Here is a 21,937-nt window from a genome sequence, read left to right as displayed (position 1 = left end):
GGCCTTGGGGAATTCCCTGCCGGGCGACATGGCTGGTTGACTCTCCGGCGTTAGAACAAATAATGAACAAATGGCCTTGAACCCGCCCCCTCTGAAGGATGTCTTCCACCTCTCCCCACCCCGGGACCGGCCCAGCCCGGCCTTCCCGCTGGGGCTCGGAGAGGCCGGCGTGCACGAGGTTTGCGAAGCCTCGCATGGGGATTTTGCAGCCCTGACCGGCTTCGCGCTCGCCGCCCGCACCCGCAGCAGCGGGCCCGTGGTCTGGATCCGCCAGGCCAGCCTGAAACAGGCCCATGGCACCCTGCTCCGCGCCGGCTGCCGGGAGGTGACGGCGGACCTGCCCCCCAGCCTCGACATCACCCCGCGCAAGCTGGCCGAGGCGCTCTGGGCCACCGAGGAAGCCATCCGGTCCGGCGTCGCCGCCCTCGTGGTGGCAGAGCTGGAGGATGCGGATTTCACCGCCTCCCGGCGCCTCGCCCTGGCCGCAAGCCGCCATGGTGTGCCGGTCCTGTTGCTGATGCCCCACACGCGTGACGGGGCCACCGCCGCCAATGCCCGCTGGCGCCTGTCGCCCCGCCCGTCTTCGCCCAACCGTTTCGACCCGCATGCCCCCGGAGCGCTCCGCTGGAAGGCTGTGCTCGAACGGTCCCGCCAGGCCCCGCACATGGCCGGGCATGCCTTCGATCTGGAGCTTGATGATGAAACGCTTTCTCTGCGTGTGGTGTCCGGACTGGCCACTGACCCGGCTGAGACGCGCCCGCCGCGCTCACAGGACCGGATCGGCCCGGCCGGCTTCCGGCAAAGCGCCTGACCCCTGCCTACCCTTTGCCTTGCTGGAATCCGGCACGAAGGGCCTGTGCATCGCCGCGGCCAATGAACCGGCCCGCCAGCTTGGCGTGACCGAAGGGCTGGCCTTTGCTGATGCCCGCGCCCGCGCACCCGGCCTTGTCACCGAGGACATGGACCCGGCCGCCGACGCCCGCGCCCTCGCAGCTCTCGGAAACTGGATGATACGATTTGCACCGCTCGTGGCACTCGATGGAACGGACGGCCTCATTCTGGAAACAACGGGATGCGACCATCTCTATGGCGGTGAGCCCGCCATGCTGGAGACCCTGTCCGGCCTGCTGGAGCGCAATGCCATCCCGCACAGGCTGGGCCTTGCCGGCACGCCCGGCGCGGCTTCGGCCCTGTCCCGCGCCGCGCCCGGCACCTGCCTGCCGGAAGGCGGGGAGCAGACAGGCCTGTCCGGCCTGCCCGTGGCAGCCCTGCGCCTGTCCCCCGAAGCCGAGACGCTGCTGCGCCGCTTTGGCCTGACCCGCATCGGACAGCTCTACGGCATCGACCGCAAGGCCCTGGGGCGTCGTTTCCAGTCCCGGTCTGCTGCCGATGCCGTACTGCTGCGCCTCGACCAGGCGCTTGGCCTGCGCCATGAGCCCCTCGCTCCCCTGCGGCCGCTGCCCCTGCGGTCTGTCCGGCTGAACTGCCCCGAACCGATTGCCACCAGCGATGCCATCCGGATCGGTCTTGAGCGCCTGACACAGGAATTGTGCGAGGCCCTCAGCGCAACCGGTATCGGAGCGCGGCATTTCCTGCTGACAGCCTTCAAGTCGGACGGCACGCGATCGGAACTGGAGACAAGGGCGGCCCGGCCCGTGCGCGAGCCGAAACACATTCTTCGCCTGTTTCGCGAACGGATCGACACGATTGATCCCGGTTTCGGCATCGACCTGCTCCTGCTGGAAGCCCACCGCACCGATGCGATGGAGACGAGCCCCATGGCCCTGTCGGGGGACCTCGCCTCGACGGATATGGATGCCACAGCCCTGTCCGCCCTGGCCGACCGGGTCATGGCACGGCTGGGCGAGCGGTCTGTCACCCTCATCCGGCCATGCGAAAGCCATGTGCCAGAGCGCGCCGAACAGCACACACAATTTGATGGAGACGCGCCGGTGCCAGCTGTGCCCAGCCCGGTTGCCGGGCCGCGTCCCATCCGCCTCCTGTCTGCGCCGGAACGGGTCACGGTCATGGCCGAAGTGCCGGATAGCCCGCCGCTGCGTTTCATCTGGCGCCGCGTGCCGCGCACGGTGACCCGCGCCGACGGGCCGGAACGGATCGCCCCGGAATGGTGGACCCATATCGCCGCCCCCCAAGCCCCTCCGGCACTGGACGGCCAGGCCCGCACCTGGCTGACGCCCAAGATGGATCCGCGCGCTGACGCTGCCCAGATCGTCCATGTCCGCGCAGACCTCGAAACCCTGCTGGACACGCCCTCCGAGCCAGTGAAGCTGCTGCCTCGTGCACGGGACTATTACCGAGTCGAGGATGCCGCCGGGCGGCGCTACTGGTTGTTTCGGGAAGGCCTCTATGGCGATGGCCGGGGCGGTCCGCCCGAATGGTATGTACACGGCCTCTTCGCATGACCGACTATGCCGAACTTTCCGTCACGACAAATTTCTCCTTCCTCCGGGGGGCCTCGCATGCGGAAGAACTTGTCCTGACCGCAAGACAGCTCGGCCACGCAGCCATCGGGATTGCAGACCACAACACGCTTGCCGGTGTCGTGCGCGCCCATATCGCGGCAAAGGAAGCGGGCCTGCGTCTTCTGGTCGGGGCGCGCCTTGTGCCGACGGACGGCCCGGACCTGCTCTGCTATCCCACCGACCGGGCAGCCTATGGCCGCCTGTCCCGCCTCCTGTCGGACGGCAAGCTGCGCGCGGAGAAAGGCGACTGCCTCATCACACAGGAGGACATTCTGGCCCATGCCGAAGGGCAGGTTTTCATTGTCCAGCCGCCAGACCGGCTCGACGCGGCCTTTGCCGAAACGCTCGAGCGGTTCGCAATGCAGGCACCCGGCAGCGTCTATGTGGCGGCAACCCATGCCTATCATGGCCGCAACCGTGAGCGGATTGCCCGCCTGGCAGATTTTTGTGCCCGCCGAGGCGTTCCGATCGTTGCCACGAATGATGTGCTCTACCATTCCCCGGAACGCCGCCCGCTTCAGGATGTGCTGACCTGTATCCGCACGCATTGCACAATTGAACAGGCCGGTTTCCGGCTGGAGGCTAATGCCGAGCGGCACCTGAAAAGCCCGGAAGAGATGGCCCGCCTGTTCAAGGGGTTCGAGCCCGCCTTGCATCGCACGACAGAGATTGCCGGGCGCTGCCGTTTCAACCTCGATGAACTGGCCTATGAATATCCCGACGAACCGGTCCCGCCCGGCAAGAGCCCACAGGAACATCTGCATGACCTGGCCTGGAAAGGGGCGCACTGGCGCTATCCAGATGGCATTCCCGGGAAGGTCTGCATGGCCCTCGAAAAGGAACTCTCCCTGATCGAGGAACTGGACTACGCCCCATACTTCCTGACGGTGCATGACATTGTTGCCTGGGCCCGGGAACAGGGAATTCTCTGCCAGGGGCGTGGGTCAGCTGCCAATTCCGCGGTCTGCTATTGTATCGGCGTCACCAATGTCGATCCGGCCATGACCAGCCTTCTCTTCGAACGCTTCCTGTCGAAAGAGCGGAAAGAGCCCCCGGACATTGATGTCGATTTCGAACATGAGCGCCGGGAAGAGGTCATTCAATATGTCTACAATCGCTATGGCCGACAGAAGGCGGCCCTGACCGCCACGGTGATTTCCTATCGGCCGCGGTCTGCGGTGCGCGAGGTCTGCAAGGCGCTCGGCCTGACCGAAGACATATCCGCCGCCCTTGCCGGAACGGTCTGGGGCAGCTGGGGCAGCGCCATCAATCCGGACCAGATCCGCCAGGCCGGGCTGGACCCGTCCAACCCCATGATCCGCCGTGCCGTCCGGCTGACCCAGCAATTGATCGGGTTCCCCCGCCACCTGTCACAGCATGTCGGCGGCTTTGTGCTGACGCGTGGGCCATTGGTCGAGACCGTCCCCATCGGCAATGCCGCCATGGATGCACGTACCTTCATCGAATGGGACAAGGACGACATCAACGCCCTCGGCATCATGAAAGTGGATGTCCTCGCCCTCGGCATGCTGACCTGTATCCGGAAGGCATTTGACCTGCTTCATTTGCACAAGGGGCTGGAATACACGCTCGCCACTGTGCCGCAGGATGATGCGGCGACCTATGACATGCTTTGCGAGGGCGACAGTCTGGGCGTCTTCCAGGTGGAAAGCCGGGCGCAAATGAACATGCTGCCCCGCCTGCGACCGCGCACCTTCTATGATCTTGTCATCGAGGTTGCCATCGTGCGGCCCGGACCGATTCAGGGTGACATGGTGCACCCCTATCTTCGCCGCCGGAAAGGCCTGGAAAGCGTCACCTACCCGTCTCCTGCGCCGGAGCATGGCCCCCCGGACGAGTTGGAGCGCATCCTCAGCCGGACCCTTGGCGTGCCCCTGTTCCAGGAACAGGCCATGCAGATTGCCATGGATGCGGCCCAGTTTTCCGCCGACGAAGCCAATGGCCTGCGCCGGGCCATGGCCACCTTCCGGAAGGTCGGGACGATCGGCAATTATCAGGACATGATGGTCGGGCGCATGATCGCGCGCGGCTATGACCCGGCCTTTGCTGCGCGGTGCTTCGATCAGGTAAAGGGCTTCGGTGAGTATGGTTTCCCGGAAAGCCATGCCGCATCCTTTGCCCATCTGGTCTATGTGTCGAGTTGGCTGAAATGTCACCATCCGGACGTTTTCTGCGCAGCCCTTCTGAACAGCCAGCCCATGGGATTCTATGCTCCGGCCCAGATCGTGCGGGACGCCCGCGAACATGGGGTCGAGATACGGCCAATCGATGTAAACCTGTCGGACTGGGACAATACGCTTGAGCCGGCGCATGGCCAGTATTGCGCCGTCCGGCTCGGCTTCAGGCAGGTGGACGGTTTGCGCGAAGACGAAATGGAAGCCCTGATGATTGCCCGGCATCAGGGCTATAAGCAGCCGGAAGACATTCGCCGCCGGGCCGGCATCAGCCGCCGGTCCCTGGAACTGCTGGCCGCTGCAGATGCCTTCGGGTCCATGCAGCTCAACCGGCGCGAAGCCTTGTGGAGCGTACGCGGCGAAGCGAGCGGCAGCGCGCTGCCCCTGTTTGCAGCGGCCGACATCGCCGAACAGGGCATGGAGCAGCCACCGCAACTGCCTGTGATGCCGCCGTCGGAACAGGTCCTGCAGGACTATCAGACAACCCGCCTCTCCCTGAAGGCACATCCGGCCACCTTCCTGCGTCAGACCTATAGCCGCATGAATGTGCTCTCGACCCGGGAGGCCTGCGACCTGCCGAATGGGTCACGTGTCCAGACGGCAGGAGTTGTTCTGGTGCGCCAGAGGCCGGGTTCGGCCAGCGGTGTCTGCTTCATCACGATCGAGGACGAAACCGGCATTGCCAATCTTGTTGTCTGGCCAAACGTGTTCGAACGATTTCGTCCAATCGTCATGGGGGCGCGCATCCTTCTGGTGAAGGGACGCGTCCAGACCGCCGACAATGTCACCCATATCGTGGCAAACCAGTTGATTGACCGGACCGGCGACCTTGCCCGCCTGTCCGAAGACGCTGATCAGGACCCGTTGAAACAGGTGCTCGACCGCGCCGATGAAGTCACCCGCCCCATTCCCGACCGCAAGGGGCCACCGCAGCACTCAAGCGGGCGCCACCCTCGCAATGTCCGGGTGATCCCGAGAAGCCGGGACTTCCATTGAGGCTGTAAGGCACACTCGAATTGACTAAATGATATATCTTTTTAGGGTGTGCGAAACCCATATCACCAGAACGGGCCCTTGCATGAATTCTGCCTCATCTGCTCCGCTGACCCTGCACATCCATGGTCCGATCATCTCCTCCAGCGACGTGGCTGCCCATATTGACCTGTTCAGGGCCTTTGGATTGACGGAAGCCGGCCGGCTGGAGCGCTCGGTCGAGGAGACCAGCATGATTTGGGGCACTACGGGTCAGGCCAGCCTGGAAGTCAGCCTGCAAACACCGGACACTCCCTTCGGCGTGCGATTGGTCCAGTTCACGCCCGGCTCCGACACCCAGATCCGCCATCCGGATCGAGGGTCCGACAGCGAAGCCCTGAAGGTGATCGACTTCTATGCGCCAGACCTCGACGCCGCGCTCAAGGACATTGAAGCTGCCGGCTTCCGGTTCAAGGATGAGATTGCCGATTACGACACGCCTGAAGGCCGGTTCCGCGAAGCTCATTTGTGGGGGCCTGATGGCGTGGTTTGCGCCCTGATCAGCGGCGATGCGGAGCGTTTCGAAACACTCGCAACCGTTCGGGATCGGCGGGTCAGCGAACCGCAAAGCATTTCCGGCCCTGTTCAGGACCAGGGCCCCATCCTGAACTTCCTGCATGATGTGTTCGGGCTCGATGTGATCCACAGATACGGGCTGGACGATGAGAGCTTCGATGCCCTGGTCGGGAGCGCGAATGCCATGAAGCTGCGCGCCTGGAATGTCGGCACCGCAACCGAAAAGCCGTATTTCGGGATCATCAATTACGGATTGCCGGAAGGGTCTCAGGTGTCGGCGTTTGAGGCGTCGCGCCCGCCGGCGCGGGGGCTGTTGGGGGCCACGCTATTGGTGCGGGACGCTGCGCAAATCGCCGCGCGGGCCGGAGCAAAAATGCATCAGACGGATATTCCGGGCCTGGGAGCCTGCAGGATCGTCACGGTCCAGGGCCCCAATGGCGCCTGGTTCCAGGCGGCTCAGGCGGGCAGCTGAACCTTCCGGCCGGTCAGCCGGCGCGCGACGGGGCGACGGCGTCCCCCTGTGGCGCGTGACGGGCGCGCACGGCCTTCGCGGTAAACGCGGCGCCGGTGACCAGCATCAGGGCAGACGCCGTCAGGGCATAGGCGTTTGACCCGTCCACATCGCCGCGGATCAGCTGCAGCAGCGGCGCGGCGAGCAGCGCCAGTCCAAGCACCAGCCGGAAGGCCCGCCCCGCCGATGCGGCGGTCATCCAGATCGTTGCGCCGACAGAAAAGGCAACCGAACCAAGCCAGTAGAGCGCAATCAGCCCGGCGCCCGCAAGGCCAAGCATACTGGCAATGAGCGTGATCGGGAACATCGCGGTGCTGCCCCAGATCCAGCCGCTCCACATCGCCTCCAGACGGGGCGCATGGCGGCCTTTTTCACGGCGTTTGAGGAAGTAGATGTTCAGGCCGGTGGCCACGATGATGCACAGGAGGATGCCGAGAAGGAAGTAGATCGACTTCATCAGCGCGCCGCCAAAATCCCCGAAATGAAGACGGTACATCGACATGGCCACCTGCTGCCCCATGGGGCCGTCGGCATTGTGCCCGGTGGCCAGCAATTCGCCATCCGTGGAATAGGTGTAGGTCTCGCCATAGATGAGACGGTCGGTCTCATCCCCGTAAATCTCGATATGCTGGCTCCGGGTGCCCGGCTCGTGCACGATGACAATGAACGGATTGGCGTCCGGAATGTCGCGTTCCAGACTGATCAAAGCCGTGTCAATTCCGTTCAGTGGCGTTCGTGTGGTGTCAGGTTCAACCACTTCCCCGCCAAAAATCGCTTCAGCCAGTTTCTTCGTATCGCCCTCATAATTGGTCTGGGCAAACACAAGGGCGACCACGCCGAACAGACCGATCATGGCCCCCGTGCCCGCGACGGCGACCAGGAAGGGCGCCGTCCAGACGCTCAACCGGTTGTGCAGGTCTGCCTGCGCCAGTCGTGCCTGCCCGTTGCGCCGGAACCTGAATGCGTCGCGGAAAATGCGCGGATGCGCGAGCAGGCCGGAAATGGCCATTGAGACCAGCATCACGCCAAATATCGCGACCAGGATCATGCCCGGTTGGTGCGGCAGGGTGAGATAGTAATGCAGCTCGATCAGGAAGTCGTTCCAGGGCGCCTTGAGTTCGCGAAGGAAGGTCCCGTCCGCGTCGAGCACAAACACGCCATTGTCCCCGCCTGCCACGAAGCGGGGCCAATTGTCCCGTGGCGGGTAGAGATAGAGATGCGTCGTCTCCGGATCACGCCGCATGATCTCGTCCGCAGTCGCCTGCATGACAGCGGGTGAAACCTCGTGAACCGCCGGCGTGCCGGCCTGCTCCCACCATTCCAGCTCATCCTCGAACACGGCAATCGTGCCACTGACGCAGATCACGAACAGGAGCGCGCTGATGACCAGCCCCATCACAGTGTGGGCAGACAGGGCAGAATCGACCCGTTCGCTGGAAGATTTCGGCCAGAGGGATTTTGCCATGGAACAGTCTCGAGGGATTAGAGGAGCGCCGCGCAGAGCACGACAGCCAGCGCGCCGCCAGCATACAGCGTCCGGCGCAGGGAGTGTTTCTCCATCAGCAAAAGCGTGCTGATCAGGGCCCAGAGAAACAGGCTGATGATGTAGGCGGTCACCGCCGCGTTGGCCGGATTGCCTGTGTCCGGCGCTGTCACGCGCAACAGGGCGCCGCCGGCATAAAGCGCGATGGCCCCGGCAATTGGCCCGGCCAGCAGGAATGTCCAGACGCCCGAACCGATGCGGACAGCGAGCTGCGATGTGGACGGCCGCGCCAGCGCGACCCTCCGCACCCGCACGGGTGCCTGCAGGCCGTTGACCCCTTTCAGCCCCGGCCAGGTGATGGCGAAGGCTACCAGAAGCATCAACAGGGATGAAACCTGGGCCACGCCCCGGTCCAGATTGACCAGGAACCAGACTACCAGGCTGGCTGTGACCAGCGCCCAGCCGAGCCCCAGCAGGAGCGGCCGCCCGGGTTTGCGCCACACTGCAAAGAGCAGCGCAAGTCCGATGAGGCCGCCACAGGCGGAGAGGGTGGCAAGAGCGTAGTCAGTCAGGGTCATCTGCCGTCAGCCCTAGAATTTGTACCGCAGGCTGGCGACGACGGTCCGGCGCTGGCCGGGGAAACAGTCACCCCGGGTCAGACATCCGGTGAGATAATCCTCGTCAGCAATGTTGCGGGCATTGATCGCGAAATCCCATTGGTCCCATTCATAGCCGACCATCAGGTCACCCAGCGTGTAATCCGGGGTGACATAGCGGATCGTGCCATTCTCCGAGACCGTTTCGCCGACATAGCGGATGCCGGCGCCGGACTTGAAGCCCGTCCATTGTCCGTCAGGGCGCCAGGTTGCCCACAGCGATGCCTGCGTTTCCGGTGCGGCGGCGAGTTGGTACCCGTTGGGATCCTCGGCGTCGAGGGTGGAGAATGCCGCCTGCACATAGACTGTGTCGAGCTGGACGTGGCTTTCGAACTCGAAGCCTTTCAGCGTGCCGACTCCTTCCTGTTGGGACGACGCGCCCGGCAGGGAGTTCGGATTGGACAGATTCGAAATCTCGATGTCGAAATAGTTGAAGGTGATCAGTCCGGGGAACGCGGACGGCTCATACTTCACGCCGACTTCGTATTGGCGCGCTTCCTGCGGCTTGAGCGGATTGCCTGTGAAGGTGTCCGTGCCAACCACCGTCTCGAAGGATTCAGAATAGCTGGCATAGGGTGCGAAGCCATTGTCGAACCGGTAGAGCACACCAACGCTGGTGGAGATGGCGTCATCATCCTGCACCACGGTGCCGCTGTCGTTTTCGACACTGTCACTGCGCAGCCCGAGCGTGAACCGCCAGTTTTCATAGGAAATCTGGTCGGAAATGTAGATGCCCAGATCTTCTACCGTCGACACCGGATTGTCATTGTAGATGGCGTCGAACACGGCCTGATCCGGATAGTTTCCATACACCGGATTTGCGAGATCGAAGACATAGCTGAAATCACCCGTCAGCACGCCGCCACCGAAATAATAGGACGAATCGCTGTCGGTCTCGACATCCTGATACTGGATGCCAGCCAGCAACTGGTGCTCAAAGGCGCCGGTTGAAAAGTCTGCACGCAAGCGAACGTCGCCAGCCAGCTGGTCGAACGTGTTGTCCCCTTGATAGAATGTGCGGGCGACCGTCGTCTCGGTGAACAGGGGCGCACCGAAATACTGGTTCAGATAACGGCTGGCTCCGGTAAAGGTCGGCCAGGCTTGATGATAGTCGGCTTCGCCGGACCGCCAGAGCGCTGTGGCTTCCAGTTTGAAGACGTCATTGATGCGATGTTCCGCCAGCAGCGTGACCTGCTGGGAATCCGTGTCGTAGCGATTGAAGCCCGGCTCGCCGACATATACGTCCGTATCGATGTATTCGCCGGTGACCGTGTGCGGAAACAGTGTTCCCTCAACCGGAATGAACTGGGCGACCGCGTCACTGTCGGTTTCCTGAACCAGGCCGATAATGGTGAATTTGGTATCGGGGGTCGGCAGCCAGCTGAGCGACGGCATGAACACCGTTGTCGTCTCATCCACCTGATCGATCTGCGTGCCCGTGTCGCGATACACGCCAACCATGCGATAGAGCAGTTTTCCGTCCGACCCGGCCACAGGTCCGGTGATGTCGCCTGCGATCTGATAGCGGTCGAAATTGCCGAGCTCTGCCGCGATCTCACCGCCGAATTCGTCGCGCGGCGTCTTCGAAACATAGTTTACGATGCCGCCCGGAGAGCCCTGACCGTAGAGAACGGACGCAGGCCCCTTCAGCACTTCCACTTGTTCGATCGTATACACGTCGGTGCGGGTGGAGTTGTAGCTGCCGAACAATTCCTGGATAGAATCCCGGTAGCGGGGAATGCTGAGGCCCCGGGAAAACGGAAAGTCACCGCGGGTCGAGAAGCCGTAGGGTTCAGCAGTGACGCCGGCGACATAGGTCAGCGTGTCCGCCAGGCGCAGTGCCCCCTTGTCAATAAACATGTCTGCTGTTTCGACAGAAAGCGACCGGGCCGTTTCGACAATCGGCGTTTCGTTTTTCGTGGCCCCGAAAGAACCCGTCGTGCCCGTCACGATGACGGTTTCCTGACGGCTCTCGTCGGAGTCCGTGGTCCCGGTCGACTGAGCCCAGGCCGGAAGCGTTGCCGACATGGCGAAAATGAGCGCGACACTGCTGACTGCGCTGACCCGCGAAACTTGCATCAAAATATACCCCTGGTTCGGAAATGGTGAGAATGTCTCTCAGTTTCATTCGCGACTAGGTTATATGTAATTGCAAGTCAATCGCATGGAAGGCGAGAATCTGCCCATTCCCCCACAGGCCCATCGAACTGTCGCAGGAATGCAACGTCCTTACCGTTCACCGAGCCGCGTCGTCCTCAGTCCATGTTGGCTGCGTTAAACTCCAGTTCGACCCGGTCGAGAATGACATTGTCGTCAATGCGCCAGACCTTGATCGTGTGGTCACCCGGCAATAGGCGTCCCGTCCGTGCCGTCAGCACGACCCGGTTCTGGATCACCGCATCATACCAGGCTCGTTTCCCCGGCGTATCGGCCGCACCGCCGGTAGGCTCGAGATCCATGACCAACTCACGCACGGGCCCCTCATCGACCGAGACGCCGATCCGGACGCCTCCCCGGCCAATCGTATCGAGGGTGGGGAGCAGGTGGAGCCGAATCTGCGCATCCGTCGTCTCCGGAACCACGAAATCATACTCCAGACGAGGTGCCTCGTCCGGGTCGGTTGCCGCGTGTCCTTGAGGCAGAGCGATCATCGCCGCCGATGACTCCCCAAGACCCGGGATTTCATGCCAAGCGAGTTTACCCCCCGTGATATTGCGGTCAGCTTCAGCTGCGTTGCGCAAAAGATGCCCGGGACCAACCTCTGGCGATGTGAAGACGATCCGCGCATTGCGCATCTTCTCCGGCACGTCGCCCGCCACGCGCACAATGGTGGGCATGACCTGTTCGGTCGGGTCGTTCCAGATCACGTAGCTCATATGGACCTGAGACATCATGTGGTTCCACTTGCCTGATTCAATCGCGTGATACTTTTGCGTGAGTTCAGCATCTCGTGCGAAGGCGGCTTCCACCCTGTCTGCAAACAGATTGGCCCGCGGATCATTGTTCAAGGCCAATTGACGATTCCATGCCGTCGCCGCGTACATTTCGTAAAGATTGGCAATTGCGAGAATCGGGAATTCGACCAACTGGAAAAAAGCGGATTCCTGATTGGCAGGAATATGTTGCCGAATGCGCTCCATCTCTGCGCTCAGGCGTCGCCACTCATCCACGATCAGATCATACTCTCCTTTGACAAGGTGATCCGGCGCGGCCTTGCCAATGGGAAACGTGGAGGCGTCCAGCAATTCCGGCTTCCGGCGGGAAGCGAGACGGCCGAACTCGGTCATCAGATCTCCAATCACGTCTGCCTGATCTTCCCCAAACTGCCGCGCCGCCCATTCTTCCGGATACCTGGCCAGCGCCTGAGGGGTCATTTCATCGGGAGCCCACGCCATGCGGAGGAAGAAATCGAGCGGATATTCCATCGGCTTGATATCCCCCACATTGACGATCCAGATATCACGCGCGCCGCGCTCATAGGCCAAATTCATTTGTTGCCAGACTTTCTCAACCTGATTGGTGTTCATCCACTTGTAGTTCCGCGGGGCACCGACATAGTCAAAGTGGTAGTAGACACCAAATCCGCCGACACGGTGCAAATCGTGCGTCGGCAATCGCCGTATCTGCCCCCAATTGTCATCTGCAAACAGAAGGGTCACATCCTCGGGAACCTTCATGCCGCGATCATAATAGTCCTGAACCTCCTTGTAGAGGGCCCAGACCTGTGGCGTCTCCTCTGCCGGACGGCCCGTCACCTCTTCAATGAGCTTTCTTTGATCCGAGACAATCGTCTCGAGCAACTCGATCGCAGTGCCTTCAGACATCGGCTCATCGCCGTCGCCGCGCATGCCGATTGTCAGGAGATTCTCAAATGTCTGCCCCCCGCCTTTCGACATCATCCGCTCAAGCCCACCACTCCAGAACGCCCGAATATTTTCGGCGTTCGTGAGATAGTTCCACGCTCCCCCCGTGGACGGATCGTTTTCCAGCCTGTGCCATTCGGCCTGTGCGCGTGTCAGCGGCTCGTGATGCGATGTCCCCATGACGATTCCCATCTCGTCCGCCAGAATGGCTGACCGGGGGTCATCCAAATGAAAAGATTTCGGCGCCCACATGGCGGGCCAGATATAATTACCCTTCATGCGGAGCAACAGTTCGAACACACGCTCATACATCGCTGAATTGACACCGCCAAAGGTGTCTTCCGCCCAGCCGCTGAGAGCGGGGTCTTCGTCGTTGATGAAGAAACCACGATACCGAACACCCGGCTGTTCGGATCGTCTGCCTGCCGTGACAAACAGATCGGACGCCTGACGGACGGGAACATCCGCAAACCAGTACCACGGGGACACGCCCATGCGTTCGGACAGGTCATATGTCCCGAACACTGCGCCCCTTCGGTCCGATCCGGCAATAACCAGAGCCTCGGAGACATTCGGCCAAGGGGCCTGCACAACTTCCACGTGGAAAGCCTCCCACTGTCCCGACAGGCGAGACAAATCAATCAGGCCTCGCTCGACCAGGCTGTCGATCAGCGGGCTTTCACCTGCAATGCCGATGATCACAACGCGCCGAGGTGCATTCTCGGGATTCATGGCGATGCGGCCGACATGGCCACCGACCCGGCCGAGGTCTTCCGCGAAATCCTCCGCCACATGATGCAGGGCGGGATCAGCAGTGGCGTCGATCAGAATTCCGGCAGGTTCCCCGCCCTCTATGAGCGGCAGGGCGCCCTCAATGGGAGACTCGCAGATCGAAGCGGGCATGGTGCATGCCGAAGCCGGCCGACAAAACAGCACAGACGCGACCAACAGACCCAGAAAAAGAAAATGCCTCACTGTGCCACCTCCAAAATGTTATCGCTATCATTGCTACAGATGGTCTGCACTGTCTTCAAGAGGGATTCTCGACGACGCCGCCCTGACCGCCTGCTCCGCCCAGGTCGCGCTGTCGGATGCACGCCCTCGACCTGGATGTCGCACGATTGTCGCGCGCTCCGGCTGAAATCCCTGCCTGCCCCATTGCCTTGAGCGGGCGGCTTGCCTTATCTGGTGGTCGTAGGGCGAGTGGCAGCTCTGTCCAATCCTGTAGGTATCTCGACAGTTCGCCGGATGGGGCCAGGCGACCGCAGGGGAGAGCAGTTCATGTCAGGGCCAAACACGTTTTCGCGTTGGCAGCAGATCACGGGGCAGCTTTCACGTCGCCGGCTGTTCAAGGCGGAAGAGGTGATCATCCATGAAGATGACACGGACGATCAGGTCTATTTCATCCTGTCCGGCAAGGTGAAGGTGACGAATTTCTCGCTCCGGGGCCGAGAAATCTGGCATTCCGATCTGACAGCCGGCACGATCTTTGGCGAGATGGCGGCGCTGACCGGCTCTCCCCGCAGCGTCAACATTACCGCGGTGGACCCGACACGGCTCGCCATCCTGTCACGCCAGGAATTGTTCGACCTGCTGGAGGCGGAGTCCGACTTCGCCATCTGGTTGCTGAAGGAAATGGCCCGGCGCCTCGAAGATCGTACCGACAAGCTCAATGCCGTGGTGGCGCAAAGCCTGTCCCAGCGGATTCGCGCCGAACTCCTGCAACTCGCCAGCGGACAGGCCGATGGCGGGATGGTCATCCGTCCGGTTCCGAATTTCACGGAACTCGCCCGGCGACTCAACACCGACCGCGAAAATGTCTCGCGCGAAATATCCACATTGACGAAGCAAGGCGTCCTGGCACGGGAGCCTGACCTGATCCGGATACTCAACCGGGATGTGCTCGAGCAGAGCGTATCGATCTGATCCCGGCCGCTCGGCTCCCAAGACCGGTCACAGAATCTTTGACAGGTGTGAGACTTCTCACACTCGCAAAACGGGCATTCCCGTAGACTGCACCATGCAGTTCTCGCTTCAGTGGAAGGATGGGTGGAATGGCAGACACGGGCATGCCGGACGGTGGGAAGACTTCGATGGCGTCGATGATCCGGCGCATGCAGGCCAATACCGCCCACCATGTGCGGCCCCGCACGCGGGAACATGATGTCACAAGCAAGGAGATTGACGGCACGACGGATCTGGTCGTCTGGGCGCCGATCAAGGATGGCTTCATCGACGCCTTCGCCAATGTGACCCATGAATCCCGCCTGCGCCTCGTCGCGGAGGCCCTGCACAGTCTGCGCAAGAGCGCCCGGGAATATGAACATCTCGAGCCCTATGCCGATACGGCAAAGCGCATCCTGTCCCTGCTCGATTTCCGGATCGGCATTGTCGACCGTGACCTGTTCGAGCCGGACAAGACGGATGACAGTGCGGCAGCCAGCGCATTTCGTCCGCGCAAGTACATGTATCTTGTCGCGACATTCGCGGGCCCGTGGGAGCCCTATATGCGCCAGATCCATGATCCACTCGGAACCTTCCTCGATCTCGTCCTGTGCAATTGCGAGGGCTATGTGACCGCCACCGAGCACGGCTTCGAGGAATACGCAAAATGGGTGCGTGATCACCAGCTCGATTCCGCGATCTTCTACTCCACATCCGGCATGAGCACGGGCGACAAGATCTATCTCGAGGACCTGGAGAAGATCCAGCGGGAGCAGGCGCCAGATGATGCGGACCGTGAAATCGCGCGGCACGCCTTCAAGACGCCGGACGATGCCGCAGCAGACGTTCAGGCTGCATCCCCGAAGGATGCGCTGCGGCTCGGCCTCGAAGCCCTGAATGTGCTGTACAAGCTGACAGACATGTATCCGCCGCGCAAACCTGACGGCACGCCCACACGAGACGGAACACTCCTGAAACGGGCCACTCAGGATTTGTTGCGGGGTCTGGACCGCCTGCTCGCCCCGCTGCTGAAACCGCAGGACGGCACAGGCCGCCGGGAAGTCGATGAACGGCGGATCGACTCCAGCCTCGTCGCGCCCATCAATTGGTTTCTGGAAGAGATCAAGCCCCGGACACCGCCCGCGAAGAATCCGCCTTTCGAGGAAAGCGAGGTGCAGAAAGGCCTCCTCTCCTCCTATGACAGCGACGCATTCACGGCGACGCATGGGGCACTGCTTCTGATCCGGATCGACGATGCCGGGAAGGTCCGCGACTTTCTCGACTCGAACCTGTTCAGCTGGGAAGGCGACGAGCCGATGCAGTTCGGGCCGCTATCGCCGTTTTTCACCAATATCGCCTTCACCTATTCCGGGCTTCGCCATCTGGGAATCCCTGAAACGGAACTCGCCACATTTCCCAAGGAATTCCGTGAGGGAATGAAAAATCGCGCCGCGCAGATTGGCGACAAGTATCACAATCACCCCCGCAACTGGAAGCTGCCAAAGCGAAACTGGCCACCGGAAACGGCCCGGGACGCCCCGCCGATCGAACCTCACGAGATCGATTTGGTCATCCAGATCCGCGCACAAGTTCAGTATGATGAGGAACTCGACCATTATCTGGAGTTCACGGACCCGATGGACCAGGTCCGGACGCATGTCGACGCGTTCTTTTCCGGAGAGCGCATGGCATCCCTCGAAGAGTTCCTGGCGCCATCCGGCATCGCAAGTCTGGACATCCCCGGAGAGAACATCTTCAACCTGCTCGTGGCATTTTTTCAGGGCGCAGGGGAGCGCTACGGCTTCTCGATCCTCGGTATCGAAAGCATGTTCCGACCCGGACGGTTCAAAAACCGCGAGGAGAACACATCACGCAGCCTGTCGCCAACGGCGAATCTCGATCATTTCGGATTTCAGGACGGCATCAGCCAGCCAAAAATCCAGCCGGGCACGAAACTTTCCGATGATGCCGGCCCGCTCGATGTCCTGCGCGGGGACCTGATCTATGGTCACGCCAATACGCTGGGAGACCTTCCGGACACCGACCAGACCGAACGGCTCGCCTTCAATGGAAGCTTCCTGGTCGTTCGCAAGATCGCCCAGCATGTCGAGCACATGAAAGCGTTCGACGAGGCTTGCGCCATGCAGCGGGGCATTCCCGACGCGTCCGCTCTGCTGGTGGGGCGTACGAAGGACGGGAAAGCCCTGGTTGACCCGGATGATCCGACCAACACGTTTACCTATGACGCCGACCCGAACGGGGAGCATTGCCCGTTCTCCGCACACATTCGACTGGCCAATCCCCGCGACAAGTTCCTGGAACGCCCCGCACCGAAGATTCTACGCAGGGGCATGACGTACGGCCCGAGCCATGACGACGCGAAGGACGCGGACCGGGGCATCATGTTCATGGCCTTCTGCGCCAGCATCGCGGAGCAATATGAAGTGATCCAGCGCTGGCTGAATGGTGCCAATCCAAGCCGGGTGAGCGCCAGCCGGAACGACCCTCTGACCGGGTCCCGGAACCGGCCGGATGTCGACAGTCATACCTTCACCTGCATTGTCGATGGCAAGACCGAACGGTTCACCCTGACCGAACCGCTCACCACACTTGCCTGGGGCGATTATTTCTTTGTCCCGTCGAGGGCCGCGCTACAGCGGATAGCCGACGCCGCCAACGACAGGGTGTTCCTGGAAATGCGGCAGGATGAGGTCCGGGAGCGGATCGAGTCCGGTGAGCGCCTGCTGGCGAAGCTGAAGCATATGCCGCTCAAGGCGCAGCAGGAAGAATGGAAGCGTGTCATAGAGGATTTTCTGACCAAGGATCCGAAGGAACACGATGTCACCCCCAAAATCTGGCAAGCGATCGAGAGCCTGGGAGGTGTCTACAAGGTCGAAAGCGGCATCGCCTTCGATCAGGGGTCCGGCAAAACGGAGCAGAAAGTCATTCTGGTCACGGATGAATCGAGGATTCTGGACATACTTGGCCGGGGAGACGCCTATGCACCCGGGACCTTCTCATCCTCCGAACAGCATGACCGCATCCTGACCGGGTTCGGCACGATCTATGTCTGCCTGGATGACGGCGAGACCTATCGGGAAGAAGCCGACCACACCAATGACATCCTGACCTCCTACAGTCGCGAATCGGCCGTGCGTGCAGGATACAAGGCCGGGCAGAGTGTCCTGCAGAAGGCAATCAAATATGCCGAAGCCATGCGCCAGCGCGATCCGGACGCGTTCAGGGATGTGCCCAAGGCGTTCAAGATGGAACTCGGGCGGCAATACATCCAGCCGGCCCTCGCGGCGCTTTGCCAAGCCTGGTACGGCATTCCGGACGGACTGTTCTTCAAGGACGGCCCGTGGAGCTGGGACACGGGCAGGAAATGCCCGGTGTGTCCGGGCGATTTCATGGCGACATCCCTGCACACATTTTTCCCGCGCCCGTCATCCACAATTCAGGAATATGGCCGGATGCATGGACGTTCCATTCATGAAGCGGGCCTGAAATATGTCGAGGCCGTCTGGGCCCAGGACCCGGACACGGACCCCATCGGCGGCACAATCGCACGCAAGCTGCACAAGGAAATGCGCAAGCGCGCCGCGAAACATCCATCGAGAACCCCGGAGTATCAGGACCTGCTGGCACGCAACATGATCGGCGGAATGATCGGCGCAATCGCCCCGATGGACAGCTGTCTGCGCTGGGCCCTTCATGACTGGCTGTCGGAGCAGACGCTATGGACCTTCCAGAACACGTTCGTGCAACGCCTCGCGGCCCACACAGCAGATGCGAATTCCAATGCCGTGATGGATGCAGCTCTCGAAGCTGTGCTGCCGGCCCTGCAAAGCGCGATGTGCGTGCGGCCCGCGCCGGATCTTCTTTATCGGACCGTTACGGCCGATCACGTGAAAATCGGGGGTGTGGAGGCCGGCAAGGGCGATCTGGTCATCCTCGGTTTGTCCGCCGCAACGCAAAGCAATCTGCGCAAGGGCAACAATGATGTGTCCGTCGTGTTCGGGGGAACGCGGAAACTGCCTTGCGGCAGTCCCAATCCGGATACCACGCTGCATGCCTGCCCGGCTCAGGATCTGGCATTGGGCGGCATGACCGGCATTCTCGCCGCTCTGCTGGATGTTGGCCGGATCAAGGCCCTGCCCGCCGCCCTGATTGTCGAGATTTCAGACTGGACGAGGTCATCGGCGGCTTCGGCGCCGCATTGAAGAACAGCCGGGGATTGATGGACATCTCGGACAGCTCGGCATCCGGCGGCTCCGTTTCGGAATTGAGATAGGCCGCTTCAAACCAGTGCGTCAGCAATTCATCCCGGACAGAGCCCCGCGCGCGAGCCGACCGGTAGGCGTCCTCAAGATGGCGCGAAACCTGTTCTGAATTCCCGTTCTGGTAGGCCGCAAGCGCCCGCGCGCGATGGGCCATGGTCTCGCCGAAGCGATCTCCCATGCCCGCGCGGACGAGTGCCTTTGCCGCAAACTCGTCTGCCCTGTCAGGCATTCCCGATTGCGCGTACGCATCGGCGAGATGCCCATAGACGATTGACGTATGCTGTTGGCTCTTCAGGGCCCACTGCTCCGCACTGACCTGGATTTCCGGCAGAATGGCCGCGTCTCTCTCAAGATAGAAACGTGCAATGTTCCGGAAGGACAGAGCCTGCACCATGTGGAATCCCGAACGCATCTGCTGCGCCATCGCATGGATGGAGTCCAGTATGCTCTCGGCCTGCTCGAACCGGCCCGCGAGGATCATCGCGTCGCCCAGATATGCCCGGATCGACATGTGGGCCTCGCTCCGCACGCCCTGCATCAGATTGGCGGCTTCGGCGAGGTTGCGGAAGGCCTCATCCGTGCGGCCCATATCCATCAGCAAATGCCCCTTGCTGGCCAGGGAATAGGCCAGCGGCACAGGCGATCGGTCCTCCGTTCGCGGAGCGCGTTGAATCGCAATTGAACGATCCAGTGCTGTCAGGGCCTGATCTCCCCGACAGGCTGCGGCATAGACTTGCCCGAGGCTGGCATCGACGCGCCGCAACAGGCTCTCATTGCCCAGCGCCTTCGCAGTCTCTTTCACGGAGTGATAGTGATCGACGGCCTCTTCCAGATTCCCGAGCCCGTAAGTGATGAATGCCAGATAATATTCTGCCCAGACCGCCGAAGTCTCATGCCCGGATGCCCTGGCCTGCCGGGTCAGGCGCTCGAGAACGGCGACCATCTGCCATTTGGGATCCACGATACAGGACTGGCCATAGCGCCGGATGAGAAAGACCATCTCCTCATCGTCAGGCCCGGTCTCATACATGTGCTCCAGCGCCGCCTGGAAATGGTACTGCGCCTTGTCCAGTGCGAGGGCAGCCAACGCAATGTTTCCCGCGCGAACGGAATTTTCGATCGCCAAGCGCGTCTCGCCGCACTCGAAATAGTATCGCGCCAGTTCGGCCGGATCGGGCGTGCCCCCTTGCCGCGCAGCCCGCTCAACAAGCGTGGCAGCAATCTTGCCGTTCAGTTCCCTTCTGCGCGTCGGAGAGATCAGCCCGTACACTGCATCCCGCGTGAAGCCATGCTTGAAGCGCAACCGGTCAAGAAACTCGTCAGGATAGAGAAAATCCTGTTGCCTGAGCGAGTCCAGGATGGACGCTGTGTGTTCCGAGCCCATGACCTCCATCAACAGGCTGCGTGGCACAACACGGCCGATCGCAGCCGCCATGTCCAGCATTTCCCGCTCATCGGACTTCAGCGCAGCGTATCGCGCCTGGACAATGGATTCCAGCCAGGCATCTGACCGCCTGGAAAGGCGAGCGGTCTGACTGAGCCGGGCCGCGTGGCTCAGCTCCTCCAGAAACAGAGGATTGCCACCTGACAGGGTAAAGATGTCGCTGACCGACAATGGGTCCAGCATCGGCGCGATGTGTTCGACAATTTTACGCCCCTCCGGCTCCGTCAAGGGCTCCAGGGTCAGGTGTGCGGCCTGCTCCGGCAGCGGCGCGACGTTCTGGCCGTCACGTTCGGCAATGACGATCAGGAGGCCTTCCGGCATGTCCTCCAGCACGATCTCCAGAAATTCCCGGCTTGCACTGTCAGCCCAGTGCCAGTCATCGAGGATCACCAGCACACTGGAATACCAGCGGCGCAATGTTCTGATGGCCCGTGCGAACAGCGATGCAAGTTCGTCGCGCCGCATTCTCATATCGGCTGGATAGTCCGCCTGCAAAGCATCCCAAAGCTGGAGATCTTCCGCCTCGTCAGACTTGAAGGCCCCCTTGTAGACCAGTGCCTGAAGTAGCGAGCGCCCGATCTGCCAGATGGGATCCATCTGCGCGCTGCCGCGATAGGAACTGCAATAGCTCCAATGGGCGCTGCAGTGCAGGGATTCGCACCGTTCGAGCATGTCTGACAGCAAGCGGCTTTTCCCCATGCCGGCCTCTGCCCGGATGACCGCGACGGTCTCGGGGCGCTGACGCTCGACAAATCCGGTCAGCCAGTCCACTTCGCGGTCGCGGCCATGAAGGGGGATGGACGAGTGACGCAGATTCGGCGCCAGCGGGCCCTCCTCGTCCCGGCGGCCGAGCACCCGGCAGATGAATTGTTTCTGCTGCCGGGCGCGAATGCTTACCAGTTCCGGCTCGGTGGTTACGAAGAAGTGTCGGTCGGCACCCAGCGCGTCGCAACTGATGACGATTTCGCCGGGACCAGCAACACTGCACAGCCGGGAGGCGACATTGGTCGTATCCCCCAGAATTTCATACCGCCCCCGGGACAAATCACCATCCTGCAGCAGCACGACACCGGAATGAATGCCGGTATGCAGCCGCACCGCCAGGCCGAGGCCGGCATACCGGGCACCGAACCCTTCCGCCCAGACCTTCAGCCGCAACACGGATTCTATGGCCCGCCGGGGGGCATCCTCGTGACTGTCGGGATAGCCGAAGATGAAGATCAGCCCGTCACCGTCAATCCGGATCAGGCTTCCGCCAAGATCGGAGATGATGCCGTCCGCCCGCTCGCGGAACTCATGGAGCAGTGCGCTATACTCCTCCAGCTCCAGATTCTCTGCGAGTCGGGTGGATTCCGATATGTCGCAAACAACCACAGTCACAACTTGTCGTTGTTTCAAGGTCGTTTCCTGTGACATGTCCTGACCATCTGCCCCTGTGACAACGCCACCCCACACCGTTCAGACCATAATTACACTGGCGCTCGAGGGCAACTCGAAGTGGAGACCTTTGCGGACATCCGGATTGGC

General features: G+C 61.8%; 11 protein-coding genes. 6 read left to right on the top strand and 5 right to left on the bottom strand.

The genetic code is table 11. The features are described from left to right. The first annotated feature begins 70 nt into the window (after nt 1-70). From HF955_RS11775 to HF955_RS11760, 4 genes are all read left to right on the top strand, one after another. Nucleotides 71-811 (top strand): hypothetical protein, encoded by a 741-nt coding sequence (locus HF955_RS11775; RefSeq protein WP_291075315.1) that lies wholly within the window; start codon nt 71-73, stop codon nt 809-811. Then, nucleotides 699-2,423, top strand: coding sequence for a DNA polymerase Y family protein (locus HF955_RS11770; RefSeq protein ID WP_291075314.1), 1,725 nt, complete (start codon nt 699-701; stop codon nt 2,421-2,423). The genes HF955_RS11775 and HF955_RS11770 overlap by 113 nt, the downstream gene beginning before the upstream one ends. Continuing rightward, the gene (locus HF955_RS11765) at nt 2,420-5,674 is read left to right on the top strand and encodes an error-prone DNA polymerase (protein ID WP_291075313.1); all 3,255 of its coding nucleotides are present in this window, start codon (nt 2,420-2,422) and stop codon (nt 5,672-5,674) included. The genes HF955_RS11770 and HF955_RS11765 overlap by 4 nt, the downstream gene beginning before the upstream one ends. 82 nt (nt 5,675-5,756) lie before the next feature. Next, nucleotides 5,757-6,698, top strand: a complete 942-nt coding sequence (locus HF955_RS11760) for a hypothetical protein (RefSeq protein WP_291075312.1) — start codon at nt 5,757-5,759, stop codon at nt 6,696-6,698. Nucleotides 6,699-6,711: 13 nt separating this feature from the next. On the opposite strand, the gene HF955_RS11755 is transcribed toward HF955_RS11760, so the two are convergent. From HF955_RS11755 to HF955_RS11740, 4 genes are all read right to left on the bottom strand, one after another. After that, complete coding sequence (locus tag HF955_RS11755; RefSeq protein ID WP_291075311.1) at nt 6,712-8,202, bottom strand: PepSY domain-containing protein; 1,491 nt, start codon at nt 8,200-8,202, stop codon at nt 6,712-6,714. Nucleotides 8,203-8,219: 17 nt separating this feature from the next. Further along, the gene (locus tag HF955_RS11750) at nt 8,220-8,798 is read right to left on the bottom strand and encodes a hypothetical protein (protein WP_291075310.1); all 579 of its coding nucleotides are present in this window, start codon (nt 8,796-8,798) and stop codon (nt 8,220-8,222) included. 12 nt (nt 8,799-8,810) lie between these two features. Continuing rightward, nucleotides 8,811-10,955 carry a TonB-dependent siderophore receptor gene (locus HF955_RS11745; RefSeq protein WP_291075309.1) on the bottom strand — a complete coding sequence of 715 codons (2,145 nt, stop codon included), beginning with the start codon at nt 10,953-10,955 and terminating at the stop codon, nt 8,811-8,813. 176 nt (nt 10,956-11,131) lie between these two features. Next, nucleotides 11,132-13,642, bottom strand: a complete 2,511-nt coding sequence (locus HF955_RS11740) for a glycosyl hydrolase 115 family protein (protein WP_291075308.1) — start codon at nt 13,640-13,642, stop codon at nt 11,132-11,134. Between the two features lie 378 nt (nt 13,643-14,020). Here HF955_RS11740 and HF955_RS11735 point away from each other — a divergent pair, with 378 nt between their 5' ends. Both HF955_RS11735 and HF955_RS11730 read left to right on the top strand, forming a co-directional pair. Continuing rightward, nucleotides 14,021-14,665, top strand: a complete 645-nt coding sequence (locus tag HF955_RS11735; RefSeq protein WP_291075307.1) for a Crp/Fnr family transcriptional regulator — start codon at nt 14,021-14,023, stop codon at nt 14,663-14,665. Between the two features lie 128 nt (nt 14,666-14,793). Next, nucleotides 14,794-18,906, top strand: a complete 4,113-nt coding sequence (locus HF955_RS11730; RefSeq protein ID WP_291075306.1) for a Dyp-type peroxidase — start codon at nt 14,794-14,796, stop codon at nt 18,904-18,906. Here HF955_RS11730 and HF955_RS11725 read toward each other — a convergent pair. Then, the gene (locus HF955_RS11725) at nt 18,830-21,808 is read right to left on the bottom strand and encodes an adenylate/guanylate cyclase domain-containing protein (RefSeq protein WP_291075305.1); all 2,979 of its coding nucleotides are present in this window, start codon (nt 21,806-21,808) and stop codon (nt 18,830-18,832) included. The genes HF955_RS11730 and HF955_RS11725 overlap by 77 nt on opposite strands. Between the last annotated feature and the right edge of the window lie 129 nt (nt 21,809-21,937).

The organism is Hyphomonas sp. (assembly GCF_017792385.1).
Classification (GTDB): domain Bacteria; phylum Pseudomonadota; class Alphaproteobacteria; order Caulobacterales; family Hyphomonadaceae; genus Hyphomonas.
This window is presented reverse-complemented; position numbering and strand designations above follow the sequence as displayed.